At 73.1% G+C, this 21,264-nt stretch carries 19 protein-coding genes; 7 read left to right on the forward strand and 12 right to left on the reverse strand.

Features of this window, described 5'->3' with window-relative positions:
- On the forward strand, positions 1–672 hold the full coding sequence (locus tag HA073_RS14655) for a bifunctional DNA primase/polymerase (RefSeq protein WP_036344045.1): 672 nt from the start codon (positions 1–3) through the stop codon (positions 670–672).
- A gap of 356 nt (positions 673–1,028) precedes the next feature.
- On the opposite strand, the gene HA073_RS14660 is transcribed toward HA073_RS14655, so the two are convergent.
- Genes HA073_RS14660 through HA073_RS14680 form a run of 5 tightly spaced genes read right to left on the reverse strand, consistent with a single transcriptional unit; the run spans position 1,029 to position 7,278 of the window.
- Positions 1,029–1,766 carry an FAD:protein FMN transferase gene (locus HA073_RS14660; RefSeq protein WP_166456731.1) on the reverse strand — a complete coding sequence of 246 codons (738 nt, stop codon included), beginning with the start codon at positions 1,764–1,766 and terminating at the stop codon, positions 1,029–1,031.
- Positions 1,767–1,801: 35 nt separating this feature from the next.
- Positions 1,802–2,398 (reverse strand): FMN-binding protein, encoded by a 597-nt coding sequence (locus tag HA073_RS14665; RefSeq protein WP_064448262.1) that lies wholly within the window; start codon positions 2,396–2,398, stop codon positions 1,802–1,804.
- Between the two features lie 13 nt (positions 2,399–2,411).
- Positions 2,412–3,827, reverse strand: a complete 1,416-nt coding sequence (locus tag HA073_RS14670; protein ID WP_064448261.1) for a ferric reductase-like transmembrane domain-containing protein — start codon at positions 3,825–3,827, stop codon at positions 2,412–2,414.
- The gene (locus HA073_RS14675; RefSeq protein ID WP_223201459.1) at positions 3,824–5,197 is read right to left on the reverse strand and encodes a DUF1501 domain-containing protein; all 1,374 of its coding nucleotides are present in this window, start codon (positions 5,195–5,197) and stop codon (positions 3,824–3,826) included. The genes HA073_RS14670 and HA073_RS14675 overlap by 4 nt, the downstream gene beginning before the upstream one ends.
- Before the next feature lie 14 nt (positions 5,198–5,211).
- A complete protein-coding gene (locus tag HA073_RS14680) occupies positions 5,212–7,278 on the reverse strand; it encodes a DUF1800 domain-containing protein (RefSeq protein ID WP_166456650.1) in 2,067 nt (688 codons plus the stop codon).
- Between the two features lie 446 nt (positions 7,279–7,724).
- On the opposite strand from HA073_RS14680, the gene HA073_RS14685 reads away from it, so the two are divergent.
- Positions 7,725–7,982, forward strand: coding sequence for a DUF3040 domain-containing protein (locus tag HA073_RS14685; RefSeq protein WP_043329246.1), 258 nt, complete (start codon positions 7,725–7,727; stop codon positions 7,980–7,982).
- 51 nt (positions 7,983–8,033) lie between these two features.
- Here HA073_RS14685 and HA073_RS14690 read toward each other — a convergent pair whose 3' ends face one another.
- Both HA073_RS14690 and HA073_RS14695 read right to left on the reverse strand, forming a co-directional pair.
- A complete protein-coding gene (locus HA073_RS14690) occupies positions 8,034–8,978 on the reverse strand; it encodes an SWIM zinc finger family protein (protein ID WP_166456651.1) in 945 nt (314 codons plus the stop codon).
- Positions 8,975–12,316: a DEAD/DEAH box helicase gene (locus HA073_RS14695; protein ID WP_166456652.1), complete on the reverse strand. Its 3,342-nt coding sequence runs from the start codon at positions 12,314–12,316 to the stop codon at positions 8,975–8,977. The genes HA073_RS14690 and HA073_RS14695 overlap by 4 nt, the downstream gene beginning before the upstream one ends.
- Positions 12,317–12,399: 83 nt before the next feature.
- Here HA073_RS14695 and HA073_RS14700 point away from each other — a divergent pair, with 83 nt between their 5' ends.
- The gene (locus tag HA073_RS14700; protein ID WP_166456653.1) at positions 12,400–13,260 is read left to right on the forward strand and encodes a carbohydrate kinase family protein; all 861 of its coding nucleotides are present in this window, start codon (positions 12,400–12,402) and stop codon (positions 13,258–13,260) included.
- 4 nt (positions 13,261–13,264) lie between these two features.
- Here the strand turns inward: HA073_RS14700 and HA073_RS14705 are convergent, their stop codons facing one another.
- On the reverse strand, positions 13,265–13,786 hold the full coding sequence (locus HA073_RS14705; RefSeq protein ID WP_104113050.1) for a DinB family protein: 522 nt from the start codon (positions 13,784–13,786) through the stop codon (positions 13,265–13,267).
- Positions 13,787–13,871: 85 nt separating this feature from the next.
- Here HA073_RS14705 and HA073_RS14710 point away from each other — a divergent pair, with 85 nt between their 5' ends.
- The gene (locus HA073_RS14710) at positions 13,872–14,078 is read left to right on the forward strand and encodes a hypothetical protein (RefSeq protein WP_064448256.1); all 207 of its coding nucleotides are present in this window, start codon (positions 13,872–13,874) and stop codon (positions 14,076–14,078) included.
- 9 nt (positions 14,079–14,087) lie between these two features.
- Here the strand turns inward: HA073_RS14710 and HA073_RS14715 are convergent, their stop codons facing one another.
- The gene (locus tag HA073_RS14715) at positions 14,088–15,233 is read right to left on the reverse strand and encodes a polysaccharide pyruvyl transferase family protein (RefSeq protein ID WP_064448255.1); all 1,146 of its coding nucleotides are present in this window, start codon (positions 15,231–15,233) and stop codon (positions 14,088–14,090) included.
- Between the two features lie 586 nt (positions 15,234–15,819).
- Between HA073_RS14715 and HA073_RS14720 the strand changes: the two genes are divergently transcribed.
- A complete protein-coding gene (locus HA073_RS14720) occupies positions 15,820–16,671 on the forward strand; it encodes a hypothetical protein (protein WP_166456654.1) in 852 nt (283 codons plus the stop codon).
- A 21-nt stretch (positions 16,672–16,692) separates the two neighbouring features.
- On the opposite strand, the gene HA073_RS14725 is transcribed toward HA073_RS14720, so the two are convergent.
- The gene (locus HA073_RS14725; RefSeq protein ID WP_166456655.1) at positions 16,693–17,271 is read right to left on the reverse strand and encodes a TetR family transcriptional regulator; all 579 of its coding nucleotides are present in this window, start codon (positions 17,269–17,271) and stop codon (positions 16,693–16,695) included.
- Positions 17,272–17,363: 92 nt separating this feature from the next.
- On the opposite strand from HA073_RS14725, the gene HA073_RS14730 reads away from it, so the two are divergent.
- Both HA073_RS14730 and HA073_RS14735 read left to right on the forward strand, forming a co-directional pair.
- Complete coding sequence (locus tag HA073_RS14730) at positions 17,364–17,939, forward strand: dihydrofolate reductase family protein (RefSeq protein ID WP_166456656.1); 576 nt, start codon at positions 17,364–17,366, stop codon at positions 17,937–17,939.
- A 41-nt stretch (positions 17,940–17,980) separates the two neighbouring features.
- Complete coding sequence (locus HA073_RS14735; protein WP_166456657.1) at positions 17,981–18,913, forward strand: phosphotransferase; 933 nt, start codon at positions 17,981–17,983, stop codon at positions 18,911–18,913.
- Between the two features lie 92 nt (positions 18,914–19,005).
- Here the strand turns inward: HA073_RS14735 and HA073_RS14740 are convergent, their stop codons facing one another.
- Positions 19,006–20,232 (reverse strand): ROK family transcriptional regulator, encoded by a 1,227-nt coding sequence (locus tag HA073_RS14740; protein ID WP_166456658.1) that lies wholly within the window; start codon positions 20,230–20,232, stop codon positions 19,006–19,008.
- A gap of 143 nt (positions 20,233–20,375) precedes the next feature.
- Complete coding sequence (locus tag HA073_RS14745) at positions 20,376–21,254, reverse strand: hypothetical protein (RefSeq protein WP_166456659.1); 879 nt, start codon at positions 21,252–21,254, stop codon at positions 20,376–20,378.
- Positions 21,255–21,264 lie beyond the last annotated feature (10 nt).

The raw sequence follows: 21,264 nt of genomic DNA on the forward strand, positions 1-21,264 counted from the left end.
ATGTGGAGGAATGTCCGGCCGCGCGTCGCTCATCTGTCCCCGCTGGAACGGGTCCGCCTGCGCCGCGTCGCGGTGCGGTACGCGCTGCACGGCTGGCCGGTCACGCCCGGCGCCTGCCTGGCCAACAGCCGCTTCGTCTGCGGCCGGGCCGGCTGCCCCACGGTGGGCTGCCACCCCGCCCTGGAGGACTGGGAGCACGCCGCCAGCACCGACCCGGCCCGGGTGGCCACCTGGTGGCGCAGCCGCCCGCACGGCGTCCTGCTGCCCACCGGCCGCGCGTTCGACGTCCTCGAGGTCGCCGCCCACCTGGGCCGGCAGGTGCTGGACGCGGTCGCCACCCATCCCGCCGGGCCCGGCGTACGCGGCCCGGCGCTGGTCACCCCGACCGGCCGCTGGATGTTCCTGGTCCGCCCCGGCGACCCGCTGCGCCCGGAACTGGAGCACTGCTTCCACGTGGTGCGGCACGGGCCCGGCTCGTGGATCCCGGCCCCGCCGACCCGGCTGCCCGAGGGGACGGTGCGCTGGGCGGTCGCCCCGGAGCAGGCCCGCTGGCAACTGCCCGACTCGTACCTGGTGCAGAACGCGCTGATCGCCGCGTTACGCGCGGCCGGCGTGACGCTCGGCGCGGACCTGTTCCCCGGCCACCTCCCGTTGCCCCGGCGGGGCCGCTGACCCACCCGTCCGCCCCGGACGGGTGGCCGACAGCGACCTCCCCGGCACCGGAATCGTTGAACCTGGCGAGGGCGCGTGCGCGCCGGAGCGGGGGTTTGAGGATGTCCAGGGACGACGCGGCCCGCCACACCGGCGGCACCGAGCCGGCGCGGCCCCGCCGCCGTGTGCACCCGTGGGCCTTCACCCGTCCCCTGGGCGTCCGCCCCGGCCGCCCCCGCCCGACGGGTTCCCGCCCAGCCATCCTCCACCGCCCCCTCCGCTGACCCCCCTCACCCCTCACCCCTCACCCCCGCCGATGCCGTTGATCAAGGAGTTTGTGTCCTCCAGCGCGGGCTAAACGGACACAAACTCCTTGATCACCGCGCTGGGGTGGGGATGGTGGGGAGGGTTCGGGAGTGGTGCAGGTGGGCTTCCTCGGTGACCACGGCGTGCTGCCAGGGGGACGGTAGGCGGTCGAGCCAGGCTAGGCCCTGGTTGCCCATGGCCACCGCGGCTGTCGCGTACGCGTCCGCCACGCCCAGGTCCGGGCCGGCCACCGTCACCGAGCGCAAGCCCTTCGCCGGTACGCCTCGACGCGGGTCGAGCACGTGGTGCCCGCGTTCGTACACGCCGGAGGTGGCGACCGCCAGGTCGGTGCCGGTCAGCACCAGACAGGTCGCCGCCGCGTCGAAGGGATGCCGCACCCCGATCCGCCACGGCTGTCCGGCCGCGTCGTGGCCGCGTACCCGCACGTCGCCGCCCGCGTTCACGCAGTGGTTCGGCGCGCCGGCGGCGACCAGCCGGTCCGAGGCGACCTGCGCCGCCCAGCCCTTGACGTAGCCGGACGGGTCGAGCCGCCCGGTCGCGTACACGTCGAAGAACCCGTCGGTGGCGGTCCACAGGTCGGCGCAGGCCGCCAGCACGGCGCGCAGGTCGGCGGAGGCGTCGGCGGGCCGCAACTCGCCCCGGTCGATCCGGCACACCTCGCTGTCGTCCCGGTACGTGCTGAACCGCGCGTCCACCTCGCGCAGCCAGCCGAACGTGTCCTCGGCCAGCTCGTGCAGGGTCCCCGGGGGCAGGTCGTCGGCCAGGTCCAGGCTGATCGCCGTACCCATGACGTGCTCGACCCGGCGCAGGCCGGAACGAACCGTCACGCCTTGTCCAGCGCGGCCTGCAACGACTGCTTGTACGCGGTGCTGGTGTACGTGGCCCCGGAGACGGTGCTCAGGTTGGCGCTCTGCCGGGCCACCACCTCACCGGACGTGCCGCTGTAGCGGGCCTGCACGTCGTCGCTGCGCTGCCCGGACTGCCCGCCCAGCGGCAGTCCGATCGCCGTCGCGTCGACGACCCGGCTGCCGCTGAGCGTGATCCGCACCTGCAGGGAGCCGTACTCGTAGGTGACCGACGGCCCGGTCACCGTGCGGGTGGTGACCTTCGGCGCGCTGGTGGTGGTCCGGGGCGCGGCGGGTGCGGTGCTGGTACGGGTGCCGCCCCGGCTGGCCGGGCTGCGGTCGGCGGACGCCTTCGGGGTGGGCTTCGCCGAGGCGCGCGACGACGGCGTGGCGCTGCCGGACGCGGCGGCGGTGGGCGACGGCGGCTCGGGCGCGGCCGAGCCGCCCGGGGCGACCGGAGCCAGCGCCACCGGCGCGTCCGGCAGGGTCTGCCCACTGCCCGGCGCGCCCTTGAGCACCACGAGCGCGGTGGTGCCGGCGGCCAGTCCGGTGATCGCGAGGAGCGCGCGACGCATGGTGGTGCCTTTCCTACAGCTCGAACGCGGTCAGGTGGATCTGGCGGCGGGGCACGCCGGCCGCGCGCAGCGCGGCGACCGCCTCGTCGACCAGGCCGCCCGGGCCGCACAGGTAGACGTCGCGCCGGGTCAGGTCGGGCACCAGACGGCGCAGCCCCTCCGGGTTCATCACCTGGCGGGGGCCGGGGTCGTCACGGCGGCCGACGACGTACCAGACGGAGGTCTGCCGGGCCTGCGCAAGCCAGTCCAGCTCCTGGTGCAGCAGCACGTCGGCCGGGGTGCTCGCGCGGTAGATCAGCGCCGCGCCGGGCGGCAGCTCCTCCAGCATGGCCCGCAGCGGGGCGATGCCGCTGCCGCCGGCGATGAGCAGCGTCCGCTCCCGGGTGCGGTGCGCGGCCGTGAACGTGCCGGAGGGGCCCTGCGCCCAGACCCGGGTACCGGGCGTCAGGTCGCGCAGCTCGGCGGTGTACCCGCCGACGACCTTCACCGTGATCCGCAGCCACCTGTCGTTGCCGGCGGCGGAGACGGAGAACGGGTGCGACTGCCACCAGCAGCCGGGGTTGAGGAACCGCCAGCGGAAGAACTGCCCGCCGAGCAGGTCGATCTGGTTGAGCCGCTGCCCGGTCAGGTAGACCGACACGGTGTCCTGGCTCTCCGCCACGACGTCGGCGACGCGCAGCCGGTGCCGCAGGTTGAACGCCAGCGGCGCGAGCACCCGGCCCCACACCAGCGCGGCCACCACCAGCACGTATCCGGCGATCCAGCCGGTACGCACCAGGCCCGGCTGGTGCAGCTGCGCGCCGTTGCTGAACTGGTGCGCGTAGCCGAGCAGCAGCGTGAGGTAGCTGGCCGCGTGCAGCAGGTGCCACAGCTCGTACGGCAGGCGGCGGCGCACCGCGCGTACCGCGGTGACCGCGACGGTGACCAGCACGCCGGCCGCGGCGAACGCGGTGATCATGTCCTCGTAGTCGGTCAGCAGCACGCCGACCTCGGCGAGCACCGAGTTGCGCTCCTGCCGGGAGTAGCCGACCACCAGCAGCGACATGTGCGTGAGCACCGCCACCAGCAGCGTCGCGCCGAGGTCCCGGTGCAGCCGGGAGATCCGCTCGCCGCCGAGCGCGCGTTCCAGCACGCCGAGCCGACTCATCATCAGCACCTGGACCAGCAGCAGGTAGCCGGCGATCAGGCCGGTGATCCGGCCGCCCGCGGTGAGCAGGTCGGCGGTGTCGGTGAGCGACCCGGCCGGGGTGTCCAGCCACCACGGCACCACCGCGGCGACCAGACCGAGCCAGAAGAGCGCGGCGAGCGCCCGCCGGGCGCCGGGTCCGCGGCGCGGACGAGCCGGGGGTACGGGAGCAGCCGGACGGCCGCCGTACGGGGCGGAGTGCCCGGTACGACGGCCGGCGGCGCGGGTTTCCTGGTACGTCACGCGTAGATCTTGACCGGGGTGAACTTCTGCCGGGGGAAGATCTTGTCCACCTCGGCGTTTGTCAGGCCGAAGCGGCCCTGCGCGACCGATCCGTAGACGTTGAACATGTTGTTGTACTCCGGCACGTCGCCGCTGTCCAACTTGTCCAGCCCGTTCCAGGTGCCGAGCAGCGAGCTGGCCAGCTTGCGGCCGGACAGCACGGTGACCACACCGCCGTGGCCGTGGTCGGTGCCGCCGCCGTTCGAGGCGACCCGGCGGCCGAACTCGCTGGACACCATGATCGTCACGTCCGCCGCCTGGTCGCCCAGGTCGGTGAAGAACGCGGCCATCGCGGCGGCCAGCTCGTTGAGCCGCCGCCAGAGCTGGCCGCCCTCGCGGGTGCCCTGGTTCTCGTGGGTGTCGTAGCCGCCCATGCCGACGGTGGCCACCCGCACGTTCGCGCCGCCCTTGATGAGCTGGGCGAGCTGCTTGAACGAGTTGCCGACGCCCCGGTACTCGACGCCCTCGGCGGCGGCGTACGGCTTCGCGGCGAGCTTCTGGGCGGTGGCGAGCGCGCCCATGCCCTCGATGACCGCCTCCTCCACCGGGTGGTTGATGCCGGTGAACAGGCCGCGGATCGCCTTCTCGGTGGCCGCCCGGAACTTGTCGTCGCCGTTGAGCCGCAGGTCGCCGACGCTGTTGAGGGAGATCGCGCCGTTCACGCCGACGAGCGAGCGCGGCAGCGTGCTGCCGATGCCGACGCTGCGGAACGCGGTGCCCTTGCCGAGCGCGTCGACCAGGCTGTCCAGCCAGCCCCGGCCGCCGGTCTCGCCGGGCAGGCCGCCCAGGTTGCAGGCGTCGGCGGCCTGGAAGTGGCTGCGGGACAGCCGCGGGTCGGACGCGGCCGGCACGAAGCCGAGCTGACCGGCCTTGAGCCACTTCTCCAGCGGCGCGAACGCGCTGGTCAGCTTGAAGCCGCGGGCCAGCGCCAGCGAGTCCTCGCCGAGCAGCAGGTCCGGGCGGGCCTTGGTGAGCACCGGGTCGCTCGCCGGGGCGACCAGGCTCAGCCCGTCCAGCCCGCCGTAGAGGAAGACGTGGATCAGCGTGCCGGTCTTGGTCGCGGCGAACGACGCCGACGTGGTGACGAACTGGGCCGTCGCCAGCGCGGTCGCGGTGGCCGCGGCGCCCGCGACGAAGGTACGGCGGGTGACGCCCCGGCCGTCCTGCTGTGCCTCCTCGATCTCCTCCAGCCGGCGGTACCGGTCGGCCTCGGCCGCGCTCTCGGCCGCGACGATGTCCGCCTCCGCGCGCAGCAGCGCCTCGGCCGGGTTGTCGGCCAGCCGCCGCAGGTCGGGGCATTCGGGGTGCAGGGGGTACGGGTTCACGGTCATCTCCATCGAATGCCTCACCGGAGGTGGTGCTGGGGGGACGCGAGGATCGTCCGCGCGACAGCGGCGATGGCCCCGTTGAAGGTGGCGTCGACCTTGGCGCTCTCGGCGACCCCGGCCACGGCGAGCACGAGCTTCTTCTCCTTGGCGCTGAGCTTCTGGTGCACCAGCCGCTGGGCCAGCGCGTCCACGTACGCCCCGGCGGTGGTCGGCGGCTTCGCCACCAGCTTCTCCGGCTTGGCGAACGTGAACTGCTTGCGGTAGCCGGCGATCAGGTCGCCCGCCTCGTTCCAGCCGTCGATCATCGTGCCGGCCGAGGTCCAGGCCAGGTAGACGTCGGCGTAGCCGTCCGGGGTGGGCTTGCCCATCGGGTACTGGCCGAGTTCGCGCATCTTGTCCTGGATCTGCCGCAGGCCCTGCGCGAACGGGGTCCGCCGATTGTCGCCGGAGTAGCCGGGGGCCGCGTCCGGCGAGACGCCGAGCGCCCGGTACGTGGCGACCAGGTACTCCATCGGGCGGCGTACCTTCTGGCCGACCGCGGCCCAGAACTCCGAGGAGCTGAACAGCGTCGCCAGCACCGGGCGGATCTGCCCCTTGTTCGTGGTGTACGCCTTGGCGAGCCGGTCCACCACGGACTTCGGCGGGGTGTCGGAGACGAACCGGGTGGCGAGGTTCTGCGCCACGTACCGGGCGGTCGACGGGTGCGTCGCGATGTAACGGATGTACGAGTCGATGACCTTGTCGGCGGCCACCGGATCGTCGGAGTTGTTGGCGTGGCTGAACCCGAGGATCTTCACCTTGCCGAGGTAGTGCCGCTCGGCGAAGAACTTGTACTTGCCGTCGGCGACACCGCGTCCGGTCTGCAGCAGCGCGGCCTGGCGTACGTCCTTCTCGGTGTAGCCACCGTCGACGCCGACGGAGTACAGCTCCAGGTTCTCCCGGGCCAGGTTCTCGTTGACCGCGTCCTTACGCGAGTCGACCTGGTTCAGGTAGAGCAGCAGCGCCGGGTGCTTGTTCGCGGCGACGAGCATCTCCGGGTAGCTGCCGAGCGCGTGCTTGCGGATGACGTCCCGGTCGAACGCGTTGCGGTAGTTCTCCCCGCCGTCGAAGTCGGCGGCGACGTGCAGGAAGTCGTTCCAGAAGTCGACCATCACCTCGAACAGCTGCCGGTCCGACCAGATCTGCCGGGCGATGGTGGCGTCCACCGTCTCCCGGGCCGGGTCGACGCCCTTCTCGTTGAGCTGCTCGCGCTGGTCGCGCAGCTGCGTCGGGCTGAGCTTGAGTGACTGCAGCTCGGCCAGCTTCAGCTCCGCCTTCGTCGGGGCGATCTTCTCCGGTTCGAGCTGCTGGCGCAGCCAGTCGTCGATGCCGAGCCGCTTGATGTCGGCGAGCATCTTCGGGGTCGCGCCGAACGTGGTGCGGGTGGCGAGGTGCCGGATCGGATCCTTGGCGAGCACCGTCTTCACGGTCACCTTGGTCGCCTCGGCGGCGGCGGCCGGGCTGCCGTAGAGCCGGCCGCCGGTGGGCGCGTTGCGCTTGAGCGCCTCGCCCGCCCGGGAGCCCATGTAGCTCTCGTTCTGCTCGGTGTAGGTCCGCACGGTGCTGGGCTGCTGGCCGCTCGGCCGCGCCGCGTTGCCGTCGGTGGTGACGGTGCCGGTGGCGTCACCGGCCGCTGCGTCACCGGTGAACAGTCCGCGTACCTGCGGAGACAGCGCGAAGGCGGCGCCACCGGCGACCACCGCGGCCCCGCCGAGGGTGGCCAGCGCGCGGCGGCGACCCCGGTTCGGCGGCTCGTCGCCGTCGTCGTCCAGCGTGGGCAGTCCCGGGCCGGGCGGCGGGCCGTACCCGCCGGCGGGCTGGGCGTAGCCGCCCTGCTGGGGGAAGCCGCCCTGCGGCGGGTAGCCACCGGCGGCGGGGGCGAAGCCGTCCGGTCCGACCCACTGCGGGCCCGGCGCGGCGGCGGGGTGAGCACCGGCGTACGGCGCGGCGTGCGGGTCGCGGTACCCGTCCGGATGGGGGTGCTGGTATCCGTCCCAGCCGCGGTCGTCCCGGGGTCGACGCGGTGGCACGTTCAGGTCGGCCATGTACCTATCCCGTTTTCTTCGAGTGCCGGCACGCCTGCCACCCGGGGGGTCGGGTGGCGCAGGGGCGGCGACGGTTGCCGGAGAAGTTGCCTACGGGAAAGTAGCCAGGCCGTCCCGGCCGCTCAAGGCACGCCGGACGCGCCCGCGAGCGCACTTAAGACGGTGCTCAGGCCCGCCGCGGAGGACCCGGCGGGGCGGCGAGTGCGCGGCGACCTCCGGAGCAGGGCCGATCCGGTCACGCACCGCCCGAACGCGAGGTTTCGCAGCCCGGCGAGGCCGCCGGGGGCGTTCACCGCCTCACCGAAACTTAAGGTACGGATAAGCCTGCGCTGAGAACCTCGTTCCGCCTGTCCGGTCCGGCGAAACAGCAGCAGCGGCGGCGCGTGACCGCCCTCCGATCCGGGTATGCCGCCGAACCGCTGAAGCCGTGAGGGGAAGGCACCGCCATGCTCAGCCAAGAGGATCAGCGCAGGTTCGAACAGATCACCCGCCGTCTGCGGGAGAGCGACCCTCGGTTCTTCGCCCGGTTGGACAGCCGGATAAAGGGACGCCGGGGCCGGTACATGATGCTGCTGACGATCGTGCTGTGGGCCTCGCTACCGGCGATGACAGTACTGGTCGGACGGCTGGCCGGGGCGATCTGCGCGGTGGTGCTGGTCGCCAACGCCGCCGTGATGTGGCGTTTCCGCCGCCGATTGCTGTAGGCGTAAGGAAGGGCCCCTTCTTAACGCCTCCGGTAGAGGAAGGGCCCCTTCTTAACGCGCGCCCTCGGCGCGACCGAACTCCGTGGGCGACGCGCCCTCGGCGCTGCCGAACTCCCGGTACGCCCGGCGCAGCCGCTCGGCCAGGCCAGGCCCGCCGATCGCGGCACCGGGCGACCCGAGCTGGCGCAGCAGCAGCTCCGAGCCGGTGGCGAGCGTGGGCGGCCGGTCCGGCAGCGCCACCGGCGCCAGCCAGAACCGGTCCAGCTCCTCGTCCGGCTCGACCGCCGGCAGCCCGGCCAGGGCCCGCGCCGCGCCGACCACCGGCACACCCGTCGTCGCCGCCGGGTCCGGCCCGGCGCCCGGGACCGATGCCGCGCCCGCGCCGAGCACACCGCCGTCCGCCACGGCGCCGCGCAGCGTACGCAGCCGGTCGAGCAGTTCGGCGCGGGACCGGCCACGCCAGTGCAGCAGGTGGAACGGGTCGGCGTCGAACGCCTCGGCGAGCAGGTAGAACGTGGCCGCCAGGTGTTTGCACGGCACCGCGAAGTCGGGGCAGCCGCAGCTCTGGTCCAGCTCGTCGATCTCGGCCGGGAACAGCGGCGCGCCCGCCTCGGCGAACAGCTCCTCCAGCTCGGCCGGCAGGTCGCCGGCGAGCAGCCGGGCGCTGAAGAACGCCTGCCCGGCCAGCTCCGACTCCAGCCGCCGCCACACCTTCTCCGGGTACGCGGCCAGCCCGATCCGCACCGGGTAGGGGCGCGGCCGGGAGCCCTGCACCTCGGCGGTGACCTTGCCGGGCGACACGTCCAGCCGGAGCACCTGCCCCCGGCGCGCGTACGCCCGGCCGCGGGTGAGCCGGGAGCCGAGCGCGAACGACTCCAGCACCTCCACGAAGCGCCGGGACCACCAGGACTGCCCGATCGCGCCTCTGGTGCTGCGCGCCCGCAGGCCACCCTCGACCCGCAACGGCGGCCGGTAGTCGTCAAAGCGGGGGCTCACTCGACCACCGCCCCGGACTCCAACGTGAACAGGTCCCGCAGCGTCTCGGTGGACAGCTCGGTGATCCACTGCTCGCCGCTGCCCACCACGGACCGGGCCAGGCTGCGCTTGTCCGCGATCATCGCGGCCACCTTCTCCTCGACGGTGCCGGCGCAGACGAACTTGCGTACCTGCACGCGGCGGCGCTGTCCGATGCGGAACGCCCGGTCGGTGGCCTGGTCCTCGACGGCCGGGTTCCACCACCGGTCCACGTGCACCACGTGGTTGGCGGCGGTCAGCGTGAGACCGGTGCCGCCGGCCTTGAGCGACAGCACGAACAGCGGCGGCCCCTGCGGCGACTGGAAGCGGGTCACCATGGCGTCCCGGTCGGCCTTGCCGACGCCGCCGTGCAGCAGCAGCACCTCCCGGCCGGTACGCGCCGACAGGTGCCCGCGCAGCATGCCGCCGAACTCGGCGTACTGGGTGAACAGCAGCGCCTTCTCCTCCGCGGCGAGCACCTCGTCGACGATCTCGTCGAGGCGTTCCAGCTTGCCGGAGCGGCCGTCCAGCGCGGAGCCGTCGTGCAGCAGCTGGGCGGGGTGGTTGCAGACCTGCTTGAGCCGGGTCATGGTGGCCAGCACCAGCCCGCGTCGTTCGATGCCGTCGCTGGACTCGATCTTCGCCATCATGTCGTCCACCACGGCCTGGTAGAGGGCGGCCTGCTCGGCGGTGAGGTTGCAGACCACCTCCATCTCCAGCTTCTCCGGCAGGTCGGTGATGATCGTCGGGTCGGTCTTGAGGCGGCGCAGCACGAACGGGCCGGTGATCCGGCGCAGCCGCTCGGCGACCTCGGCGTCGCCGTGCCGCTCGATCGGTTCGGCGAAGCGCTTGCGGAACGTCGCGGCCGGGCCGAGCAGCCCCGGATTCGCGAACTGCATGATCGACCAGAGGTCGGCGAGCCGGTTCTCCACCGGCGTACCGGTGACCGCGACCCGGTGCCGCGCGGGCAGCGACCGGACCGCCTCGGCCTGCCGGGTGGCGGCGTTCTTGATCGCCTGCGCCTCGTCCACCACCACCCGGTGCCAGTCGACGCCGGCCAGCTCGAACGCGTCCCGGGCGGCCACCGAGTACGTGGTGAGCACCAGGTCCGCCTCGCCCACCGCGGTGGCGAAGCCCTCGCCCCGGGCGCGCTCGGCGCCGTGGTGCACGTGTACGCGCAGGCCGGGCGCGAACTTCGCCGCCTCCCGCTGCCAGTTGCCGACGAGCGACATCGGGCAGACCAGCAGCGTGGGCCCGGCCTCCGGCGGGTCACCGGCGAGCAGCGCGAGCAGTTGGACGGTCTTGCCCAGCCCCATGTCGTCGGCGAGGATGCCGCCGAGCCCGAGCGACTGGAGGAACGCCAGCCAGGCCAGTCCGCGCCGCTGGTACGGCCGCAGCGTCCCGGTGAAACCCGGCGGCGGGTCGGCCGGGGTGAGCCGCCGTTCCGCCTCACCGGCGAGCAGTTCGCCGAGCGCGCCGTCGGCGACCACGTCCAGCACCGGCAGCTCACCGGCACTGTCGTCACCGGACAGTCCCATCCGCAGCAGGTCGGCCACCGTCAGCTCGCCGGAGGAGCGCAGCAGCTTCAGCCCGGCCTCCAGCCGCTGCGGGTCCAGCTCGACCCACCGGCCGCGCAGCCGGACCAGCGGCGACTTCAGGTCGGCCAGCGACGCCAGTTCCTCGGCGGTCAGCGGCTGGTCGCCGAGCGCCAGCGCCCAGCGGTAGTCGACGAGTGCGTCCAGCCCCAGCTTCCCGGCGCTTGTGGCCACCGCTCCCGGCGCGCTCCGGCTGCGCGCCCGCAGCCGCGCGCCGAGCCGCGACGAGGAACGTCGCCACCACGACGGCAGCAGCACCCCGAACCCGGCCGCGTGCAGCACCGGCGCGCCCTCGCGCAGGAACCGGTGCGCGCCGTCGGCGTCCAGTTCCATGCCTTCCGGCGCGGCGGTACGCAACGCGGCGTCCACCTCGGGCCACAGCCGGCTGGCCCGGCCCAGCTCGGCCAGGAGCGTCTCCTGCGGCTCCACGCCCCGGGCGGCCAGCGCCGGCGCGGGCCGCTGCCAGATGTGCGCGGCGTCCACCACGAGCCCCGGCTCGTCGGCCGGGTGCAGGCCGAACTCGACCCGCCAGACGGCGTCCTCGACCAGCTCGGCGACCGGGTCGACGTCCGGCTCGACCAGGCGGAACGTGGCCCGTACCGCGCCGCCCGCGGCGTCGCGCTGCCAGGCGTCCAGTTCGTCGCGAAGCGTCGCCAGCGCGTCCGGCTCGGCGGGGAACGCCCGCTCCGGGCCGGTCAGCGCGGCCAGCCAGCGCGGCACCGCGCCGACCGGGCGCATTCCCCGGTGCAGCCGGGTGTCGGCCAGCGCCACCCGGGCGGCGGCGTCGACCAGCGCGTCCAGCGCCTCGGCGACCAGCTCACCGGCTCCGATGTCGCCGGATCGCCCGGCCCACGCGCCGCCCGTCGGTCCGCCCGCCCGGCTGCTGTCCCGGACGGACCTGCTCGGCGAGCGCCCGCCCGGCATGGGCCCGGCGGCGTCCGTCCGCACATGCGCCGACGCCGGGGCGGCGGCCCCGCCAGGGCCTTCGCCCGCACCGACCGACGCCGCTGCCGGGCCCCACGGCTCGGGCCGCCATTCCCGGGCGGCGCGGGCCGCCGGTGGCAACGCCGTCGCCAGGTCGCGCGCCCAGCCCGCGTCGGTGCCGGTGAGCAGCGGCCGCCAGAGCGCCCACCCGGTCGCCACGTCGTCCGCCCCGACGGCCCGCAACCGCCGCCCGGCCCTCGCGCCGGAGGCCGCCGGTGACCGCCGCGCCGAGGCACGCCGGCCGGTCGCGGCCGGCCCGCCGTCGGGTCCACCACCACCGGGGTACGCGTCGAGCGCGACCGGCAGCAGCCGGCCGCGTGCGACCAGGTCGGTGGCGAAGTCGGCCAGCTCGCACAGGTGACGCAGGCTCGCCCCGACCGGGCCCGGCGCCGGCGCGCGCAGCAGCTCGTACGCGGCGTCCGGGGCGTACCCCAGGGCCGGGACCCGCCATCCGGCGCGGGTGACCGGGCCGCGGACCGGTTCCCCGACGGTGGCCCGGATCAGTTCCGGCGAGTCCACCGGCGAGCCGGCGCGGGTCGGCAGGTCCAGCAGGACGGAGACCGGCTCGCCCGGCATGCCGTCGAGCGCGGCGGCGAGCGTGGCGTGGTCGGCGGCGAACGGGTGCGGGCGCTCGCGCGGGACGCGGCCGGGCCGGCGGGGCGCGCGCGCCGGGCGCGTGCTGTCCTCGGCCCACAGGGCGAGCCCGCTACCGGGCAGCCACAGCCCGTGGATGACCAGCACTGCTCCCCCTCGCCGACGCCGGGGCCGGAAGACGGCGCCCGGGGAGTCAGGATAGGCCGCCGGGCGTCGCTATCGTCGGCGCCATGGTCGACCTTCTCGTGCTCGGCGGGCTCGGTGTGGACGTCCGCGTCCAGGTGCCCGCGCTGCCGCCGCCCGTCGCCGACTCGCTGCTGGTGCCGCCGATCGACATGCGGATCGGCAACACCGGCGCCGGGGTGGCGCTGGCCGCGCACGCGCTCGGCCTGCGGGTGGCGCTCGTCGACGTGCTGGGCGCCGACCCGGCAGGTGACGTGGTGCGGGCGGCGCTGGCGCGTACCTCGGTGCGGACCACGCTCGCGGACGCGCCGGCCGGCACCCGCCGCTCGGTGAACCTGGTCGACCCGGCCGGGCGGCGGATGTCGCTGCACGACCCGCGCCCGTGGTCGGGGCCGGCGCCGTTCGCCGACGCGGAGCTGGCCGCGCTCGTGGCCGAAGCGATCCACGTCCACCTGTCGATCATGGATTGGGCCCGGGACTCGCTGCCGGTGCTGCGCGCCGCCACGTCGGTCTCCACCGACCTGCACGACTGGGACGGCGAGAACGACTACCACCGTCCGTTCGCCCGGATCGCGGACCTGGTCTTCGTCAGCGACACCCGGCTCGGCGAGCGGGCCGCGAAGGAGGCGGCCGAGCTGGCGCCGCGCACGGTGCTGGTCACCGGCGGCGCGGCCGGCGCGACGCTGCACACCCCCGGCGCGCCGCCCGCACACGTGCCCGCCGCCACCCCGCCGGGGCCGGTGGTGGACACCAACGGCGCGGGGGACGCGTTCGCGGCCGGGGTGATCGCCGCCCGGCTGCGCGGCGCGGACGTGCTCGACGCGGCCCGGTACGCCGCCCGGGTGGCCGCCGCGGCCTGTACGCACGACGGGATGGAGTATCCGGACGGGCTGCTGCCCCGGGCCTGAGGCGTCAGATCGCGCCGGTCTCGCCGTCGGTCAGCTCGCGCAGGATGTCGGCGTGCCCGGCGTGCCGGGCGGTCTCCTCGATCAGGTGCACCAGCACCCAGCGCAGCGACACCTCGCCGAGCTGCGGGTGCGGCACCACGTGATCGAGGTCGAACCGCGCGGCGACCCGCCGGGATTCGTCGCAGGCCGCCTCGTACGCGGCGGCGAGCGTCTCGACCGTGTCGCCGGGGCGCAGCGCGAAGCTGGCGTCGGCGTCGGCCTGGGAGGTGAGGTAGACGTCGCCCGGCTCGGGGGCGAACAGGCGGCGGAACCAGTTCCCCTCGACCACCGTCAGGTGCTTGAGCAGCCCGGCCAGGGTGGTCAGCGAGGGCACCAGACGCCGGCTGGCGTCGGCGTCGGTCAGGCCGCGCACCTTGCGCAGCACGGTGCTCCGGTGGAAGTCGAGGAACGCGTCGAGGATCGCCCGTTCGCCGCCCGTACGGGCGAGGACCGGACCGAGAGTCGGATCGATCGTCGGGTGCGCCATCCCCGGACCCTAGTACGCACGGTGCCCGGTTCGCTGCCCCGCGTGATCCCCTGCGCGGGCGGGCCGGCCGGGGCAGGATGGGCGCATGGCTTCCACGGTGCAGATCCCCCTGGTGGGCGGCGCGGCCGACGGCGAGACCGTCACCGTCGAGCTGGACAGCAACGGCCGTCCCCCGCTGACCCACCACCACCTCGGGTCCAACGGGCTCGCGGAGGCACAGATCTACGAGCTGGAGTCGGACGCCCAGCCGGGACGGGAGTGGGTCTACGCCTGGCGTGGCCCGGCGGTCTGACGACCCGGCTCACACCGCCGGGGTCAGGGACCGGGCCCGGATGCTGTCCAGCACGCTGCGGGTCACCTGCGAGGTGCCGCGCGCCTGCTCGCAGACCTCCGCCACCCGGCGCGCGGTCTCGTCGGCCCGCGCCGCCCGCTCGTCCCACAGCCGGTCCACCTCGGCCAGCAGCGGGCCCTCGACCTCCCGTTCCACGCCGCGCAGCGCCGGCACTCCGAGCCGCTGGGCCAGGTCGAAGACCTTTCCGGCGTACGGCAGCGGCAGGAACGGTGTGCCCATCATGGCCGCGAAGATCAGGAAGTGCAGGCGCATGCCGACCGCGAGGTCGAAGTGGCGCATCAACCCGAGGATCTGCGCCGGACGGTAGTCGCCGTGCAGGATCCGGCCCCGGTCGGCGGCGGTCATGTGTGACAGCACGCCGTGCGAGTGCCGGATGTCGTCGCGTTCCATCGGCACGAACAGCACGTGCGCGTCGATCCGGTGCACCAGGAAGTCACCGATCTGGGCGAGCAGGCGGTGGTAGCCGTCCACGTCGAGCCGTTCGGCCGCCCGGCCCGGCTCGCGCACGCTCAGCCCGACCAGCCGGGAGTTGGCCGGCACGCCCTCCTCACGCAGCCACTGCTCGGGGAACTCCTCCGGTTCCAGCAGGAACGCCGGGTCGGCGGTGACGGTGATGGGATTGATCAGACCGGCCTCCTCCAGCACCATCCGCGACTCCTGGTCCCGGACGGTCACCTCGACCGCCTGCGCGAGCGTCTCGCGCACCATGCCGCTGTCGAGCGTGTCGCTGAGCGGGCCGACACCCACCGCGTACGTGAGCAGCGGTAGCCCGCGTTCCTGGGCGACCCGGACCACCCGCAGGTAGCGCCGGGCCTCCTTGTCGTAGAGGATCCCGCCGCCGCCGAGGATGAGCAGGTCGAGCTGGTTGAGCACCGGGGACGAGTCGACGCGGCTGACGCCCTCCCACGGCACCGCCTCGACCTCGGGGTGGGCCAGCGCGGTGTGCGCGGGGTTGCGGGAGAAGACGATGATCCGGGCGTTCGGCTCGTGTCGGCGCAGATCGTCCAGGAGACCCGTGAGGATCGCCTCGTCGCCGAGGTTGCGACCGCCGTAGGAGCCGAGCACGCCGATGGTCAGTCCGGTGCGTTCCCTCATCCGTTGCTCCTTCCCAGGGGTGTCCGCCGTGGTTTCCCCGCGCTCTGCGACACATGCCTAAGGGGGACTGCTCAAACCAGACAGCTGGTCGAAAAATGTTCGACTAGCCTGTCCGCCTTGATCGGTGACGGTGGAGGTGGGAATGGCGCGGATGTCGGCCCGTGGGCTCCGACACGGGCGGGTCTGGTTGCTGCTGGTGGGCGTCCGCGGCTGGTGGCAGTTACGCCTTGCTCTCGCTCGCCACAGATGGACCTGGTACACGGCCGTCGCAGGGTTTTTGTTGGGCGTCATCGGTCTGGCGTCGACCCCGCTGGGGTCATTTCCGGCACTGCTGGCTGGGCTGGCCGGCGTTCTACTCTCCGTACTCCTGCTGGCACCGGAGTGGCTAGCGTTGCGGCGCGGACGTGTCCGGCTCGTTCGACACCGAGGTGTGTCGACACCGCCCACAACCGGGACGGAAACTCTGGTAAGACTGCCGACAGATCACCATGAGGTGGCATGGTGCCGACCCGATGTCGATGAGGCACTCCCGGATGCCGAGGCGACTTACGGGTGGTCGGCAGAGCGGCTGGAGTTGCCTCGGCGAGTGGCAGCTCATTCCGGGCCGATCCTCGTCGCTCGAGTGCGCCGGCGGAGGACATTCAACGGACGCCTCGTCCGCCAGTTGAATGACCCGACACCGGAACTACTCGGAGGCGGCGAGGTGCGACTCGGCTGCACGGACTATTACGCACTTCTCTGTTCCAACTACCTGTTCGGCTGGCGGGTACTGGATCGAGCGACGGGAGCATTGAATCTGGATGGGAGCCTCCTGCCGTACGGAGAAGACGGCCGGCTCCTGCCGTTGTCGCAAAGCAGGTTGGCAAACGTAATCGGGGTGTCGACACTGGCGTTGACCAGGGATCGACGGCTCGTGCTGGCCTGGCAGCAACCGGAGGGGGAAGCGGGGCCAGGAGGGCTAGCCGCGCCCGCCGGCTCCGGCTCGGTAGACCTAGTCGACGTTGACGATACTCCGCCGGGCGCGATGTTCACCGACTTCATCAGTTCGGCCATGCGCCGCGAGTTGATGGAAGAGAGCCACCTCAATCCAGACCAGTTGGGAAAGACGCGGGTGCTCGGCTACTTTCGCTGGCTCAACCGAGGCGGCAAGCCGGAGTACGTGGGCCTGACCGAGCTCGCCGTATCATCAGATGATCTGGTGGGCACCGATGTTCGGCTCGTGGAGACGCCATACGTTCAGGGCTTGACCCTCGACTGCCGCCTGGACCTGCATCTACTCCGACGCGACCCAAACTCGCTTGATTGTCTGCCCGATGACGTCGCAGAGGCCGTCTCAATGCCGCTCTATATGTGCCTGCGAGCTCTGGGCTTCCTGTTACGTCGGGACGACGAACTTTACGGCCACTTGTCAATCCCAGCCGATAGCGGAGATCGGTAACCACGGCTACACGGCTTGCGCCTACCGGGAGGCGTCGCCGACCAGACGGGAGACGAGGTCGGAGACCACCTGATCGGTGTCGAACCCGGCGTCGATCGAGGTGGTGAGCAGGTCGAGCAGGAGCCCGTCGACGGCGTAGTGCAGCAGCGCCACCTCGTACGCCCCGCCCGGTAGTCCGGCGGCGAGGTGGTGGGCGACGTCGTCGGCGTACCCCCGGCGCAGCACGCCGCCGAGCGCGGACCGCAACTCGGGGCGGCGGGCGGCCTCCAGCCGCAGTTCGAACAGCGCGCGGGTGAGGCCCGGCTCGCGGGTGGTGCGCGCGACGATGTCGCGCAGGTAGTCGGTCATCAGCGCGAGCGACGGCGCACGGCGGCCGAGGTCGGCCAGCACGGCCGGGTCGGGTGCGATCCGGTCGAAGATCCGTTCGGCCAGGCCGGCCAGCAGCGCCGCGCGGGACGGGAAGTAGTTCGAGGTGGTGCCGGTGGGCACGCCCGCCTCGGCGTCGACCGCCCGGTGGGTCAGCCCGCGCGCGCCGGCGTCGGCGAGCACCCGCAGACCGGCGTCGGCGAGCAGGGTACGGCGTTCCGGGTTCCTGGCCACGCGAACACAGTAGCAACAACCACGACAGGTGTTGTAGATTCGCCACTGAACCACGACAGTCGTCGTGGATCACCTCGGACATCGGAGCCGGTTTGCGCAAGCTCGTGTATTTCGTCGCCAGCACCCTCGACGGCTTCATCGCCGCGCCCGACGGGTCGTTCGACTTCCTCCCGCTGACGCCCGACCTGGCGCCCCACCTGGTGGCCGAGTGGCCCCAGACGCTGCCCACGTTCGCCCACGCCCAGCTCGGCATCGACTCCCCGCCCGCCGGCCGCTTCGACACCGTGCTGATGGGCCGGGCCAGCTACGAGCCCGGCCTGAAGATGGGCGCGACAAGCCCGTACGCCCACCTGAAGCAGTACGTGTTCAGCCGCTCCCTGCCCCCTGCCGACTACCCGGACGTGAACGTCGTCGCCGGTGACCCGGTGGCCTTCGTCCGCGAGCTGAAGACACAACCCGGGCGCGACATCTGGCTCTGCGGCGGCGGGCAGCTCGCCGGTCAGCTCCTCGACGAGATCGACGAGCTGGTGGTCAAGCTCAACCCGGTGGTCGTCGGCAGCGGCATCAAGCTCGTCGACAGCGGCTTCGACCCGCGCCGGCTCACGCTCACCTCGGCGCGCCCGTTCGACGCCGGCGTGGTCGTCCTGCACTACACGCGCAACGAGTAACCCGGTTGCCCCGGACGGCGGGCGGCACGCACCGTGGGACGGTGACGAAGACTCGGCTGCACTGGCACGAACTGCCCGGGCACGTACGCGACGGCGTCGAGGGCGTCCTCGGCGACCGGGTGGTGGCGGCGCACTCGCAGCCGGGCGGCTTCTCCCCCGGCACCGCCGACCGCGTCCGTACCGCAGGCGGTGGCCGGGCCTTCGTCAAGGCGGTCAGCCCGGCGCAGAACGACCGCAGTCCCCACCTGCACCGCGCCGAGGCCCGGATCGCCGCCGCCCTGCCCCCGGACGCGCCCGCGCCCCGGCTGCTCGGCAGCTACGACGACGGCCACTGGATCGCGCTCGTCTTCACCGACGTCGAGGGCCGGCACCCGGCTACCCCGTGGCGTACCGGTGAGCTGGCCGCCGTGCTGTCCACGCTGGAGGCGATGGCGGCGACGCTCACCCCGGCGCCCGCCGCCGCCGGAACCACCACCGCCGCCGAACACCTCGCGTACGACTTCGGCGGCTGGCGGCGCCTCGCCGCCGACCCGCCGGCCGACCTCGACCCGTGGGCCCGGTCCCACCTGCCCGAGCTGTGCGCCGCCGCCGACCGGGGCCTGGCCGCGCTCGCCGGTGACACGCTCTGCCACGTCGACGTCCGCGCCGACAACCTGCTGCTCGGCCCGGACGGATCGGTCACCGTGGTCGACTGGCCGTGGGCCTGTCGCGGGCCGGCCTGGCTGGACAGCCTGTTCACCGTCGTCAACGTCCAGGTGTACGGCGGACACGACCCGGACGCGCTGCTGGCCGCCCAGCCGCTGACCGCCGATGTGGACCCGGCCGACCTGACCGGCGTGCTGGCCGGCCTCACCGGCTTCTTCCTCGACGGCGCCCGCCAGCCACCCCCACCCGGCATCCCCACGGTACGAGCGTTCCAGCGCCAACAGGGCGAGGCTCTCCTCCCTTGGCTGACCCACCGCCTGACCCCCTGACCCGCCCCGCGCGGAGTGCCGCCGTCGATCTTGGAGTTGTGGCGCCTCACAAGGCTCACCAAAGCGACATCCCAGGCGCCACAACTCCAAGATCAGCGAAGCGCCGAGGCGCGGGTGAGGGTGCCGAGGGGGTCGGCGAACAACGGGGTGAAGCCCCGTTCGGCGGCGCCGATCAAGGTGGCGTCGTAGCCGAGCGCGGACACCCGCAGGCGGGCCTTGTCGCGGGAGATGGGCAGCACGTTGGCGGCGATCCGGCTGCGGACGTGGTCGGCGCAGACCGGAAAGACCTCGCTGAGCGTGCCCCCGAAGATCACCACGCCGGGGTTGAACAGATTGATCACGTTCGCCACGCCGATGCCCAGCCAGTCACCGATGTGCCGCAGCGCGTCCCGGGCCGCCGGCTCGCCCCGCGCGGCGGCGGCCACCACGGCCCGTACCGCCTCGCGCCCCTTCTCCCCCGCCGGGCGGCCGGCGGCGTCGAGCAGCGCCCGCTCACCGACCTCGGCCTCCAGGCACCCGCGCGAGCCGCAGCCGCAGGGCCGCCCCTGGTACGGGTTCACGAGCATGTGCCCGACCTCGGAGGCGTACCCGCCGTCGCCGTCGAGCAGCTCACCGCCGACGATGATCCCGCCGCCGACGCCCACGTCACCGTGCAGGTAGACGACGTTCTGCACGCCGACTCCGGCGCCCCGCTGGTGCTCGGCCAGCGCGCCCAGGTGCGCCTCGTTGCCGACCAGGACGGGCAGGCCCAGGTCGAGCCGCCGGGCCAGCTCGGCGCCGAACGCCTGGTCGACCCAGCCCATGTCCGGTCCGAAGCGGACCATGCCGTCGCCGGGCCGGATCATCCCGCAGTACGACGCGCCGACGCCCACGCACACCGATCCGGGCGGCGCGGCGTGGTGCAGGGCCCGCCCGAAGTCGGCGAGCACCGAGACGACGGAGTCGAGGTCGGCCCCGGCCCGTGGGCGTTCCGCCTCCAGACGGGCCGACACCACGCCGCCGAGCCCGACGCGGGCGGCCACGAGCCGGTCCACGGCGATGTCGAAGGCGAGCACGTAGAAGGTGTCCGAGGCCGGGCGGACCACAAGCGAGGGTCGCCCCGCCCGTCCGCTGCCGCCGGCCGCCACCTCCCGGACCAGACCGGCCGACGCCAGTTCCGCGGTGAGCGCCATGACCGTGCTGCGGTTGACGCCCATCCACTCGGCCAGCTCGACGCGGGTGACCGGGCCGGTCAGGTGGACGCGCCGCAGCAGCGCGCCGAGGTTGGCTCTGCGGCCGTCCCCCTGCGCATGCCGGACCGTGGCCACATCCCTCAACATCGACTACTCCGTCGGCTGGCGGCAGGCTTGTGCCCCCAGGGTAGTTGCCATCTATCGACCGCTGCCAGCGACGACATCGCGACGGCTGGCGCCTTGGCCCGCACTTCCCGCCTTTAGCTCGAGCGGACGGGCTGCCGCTGAGCTCATTGCGACTTGGCGCCGTTCGGGGTCGGGCGATAGGTGGCTGACAGAAGGTCGGGCATATCGGTGAGGACATCGTTGAGCATTTTGATGACTTCGTCAGCTTCGTGCGCCTCCAAGGGCTGCCCGACCCTCCCGCTACGTCGGAGCACCTCGTCCAGGCGGCTGGCGAGAAGGTCGAGCTTTGACTTCTCGTCCGCCGCGATGTAGTGCTCGATGACTTCGGCAAGGTGCTTGTCGGTCAGGTGAGCTGCAGCATGGGCAAGAGGACTGCGGCGCAGCCGGTCTATTACCGCAATCCAGCGTTGAGTCAACTGGTCGGTCCGCTGGGCTCGACGGAGGCGCAGTTCGTGTTCGCCTTCCTCCTGTATCCGCTGCAAGTGGACCGCACGGAGTTGTTGGCGGACCTCCGGGTCGAGGCGGACCCTGACCTCGGGTCGACAGTGGAGCGCAACGCCGCGCCTTTCATAGGTGCGGTGGTTTCTCGAAAGTTCACGGTTCAGGCGGTACTCGAACTCGCCGGCCTGCTGAGGGTAAAAATTCCGTGCAAGCTCAACGCAGTGGCGTTCTACATCCCTTCGCGCAATATCTGCGAATTGCAGTGACCAGGCACCGAGCAGTTCCTCGCTGAGCTGTCTTGCCCGCCAGTTCAGCAGCACATCGATTTCGAAAGTGAAAACGGAGCCACGAGCCGACACGACGATGGGCCGGGACAGTCGGCGACGCTGACTGACACTCTCCGGAACGGGCTCTTGAGCGGACAGCGCTGTTCCGACGAAAGCGCGGCGCGCTGCTGTCCAGAGCCGGATCAGCCACGCCTGAAGTATCCTCCAGCCGCGGGTCGGGGTCTCCGTGAGAGCAGCCGCGTTAGGTGCGTTCATGAGCACTCCT

The organism is Micromonospora sp. CMU55-4 (assembly GCF_011602315.1).
Taxonomy (GTDB): domain Bacteria; phylum Actinomycetota; class Actinomycetes; order Mycobacteriales; family Micromonosporaceae; genus Micromonospora; species Micromonospora chalcea.